The organism is Paenibacillus forsythiae T98, from assembly GCF_000520735.1.
GTDB classification, from domain to species: domain Bacteria; phylum Bacillota; class Bacilli; order Paenibacillales; family Paenibacillaceae; genus Paenibacillus_AQ; species Paenibacillus_AQ forsythiae.
This window is the reverse complement of record NZ_ASSC01000104.1, coordinates 1-350: the sequence shown is the minus strand read 5'-3', so window position 1 is coordinate 350 and position 350 is coordinate 1. Positions and strand designations below refer to the sequence as shown.

Annotated in this window: 1 protein-coding gene; it reads left to right on the top strand. The window is 60.9% G+C overall.

The window, feature by feature from the left end; genetic code table 11:
• Positions 1-172: 172 nt before the first annotated feature.
• On the top strand, positions 173-350 hold a 178-nt coding region (gene sbcD / locus L692_RS31005), incomplete at its 3' end, for an exonuclease subunit SbcD (RefSeq protein ID WP_156940291.1).

Genomic DNA, 350 nt, shown 5'->3' with positions numbered 1-350 from the left:
TTTGACGGCGGCCATGCGGTTCGCGTGTAGCGCGGGCAATACCGGCAGATTATGGGCACCGCCCGGCTTGAGCAAGTCCTGCCCTGAGCGTATGCCCTGATACAGCCCGTGAACGGGAAGTATGGCTGGAATTATTCACAATCGCCCGGTCAGGGCGGGAAAGAGGCGAAACATGCGGATTTTGCATACGGGCGACTGGCATTTGGGCCGAACGCTGGAAGGAAGAAGCAGGCAGAAGGAACAGGAGGCGTTCGTTGACGAGCTGGTCGCCATTGCCGGGGAGGAGCGGGCGGACCTCATTATGATGGCGGGTGATGTCTATGACTCCGTCAATCCTCCGGCCGCCGCCG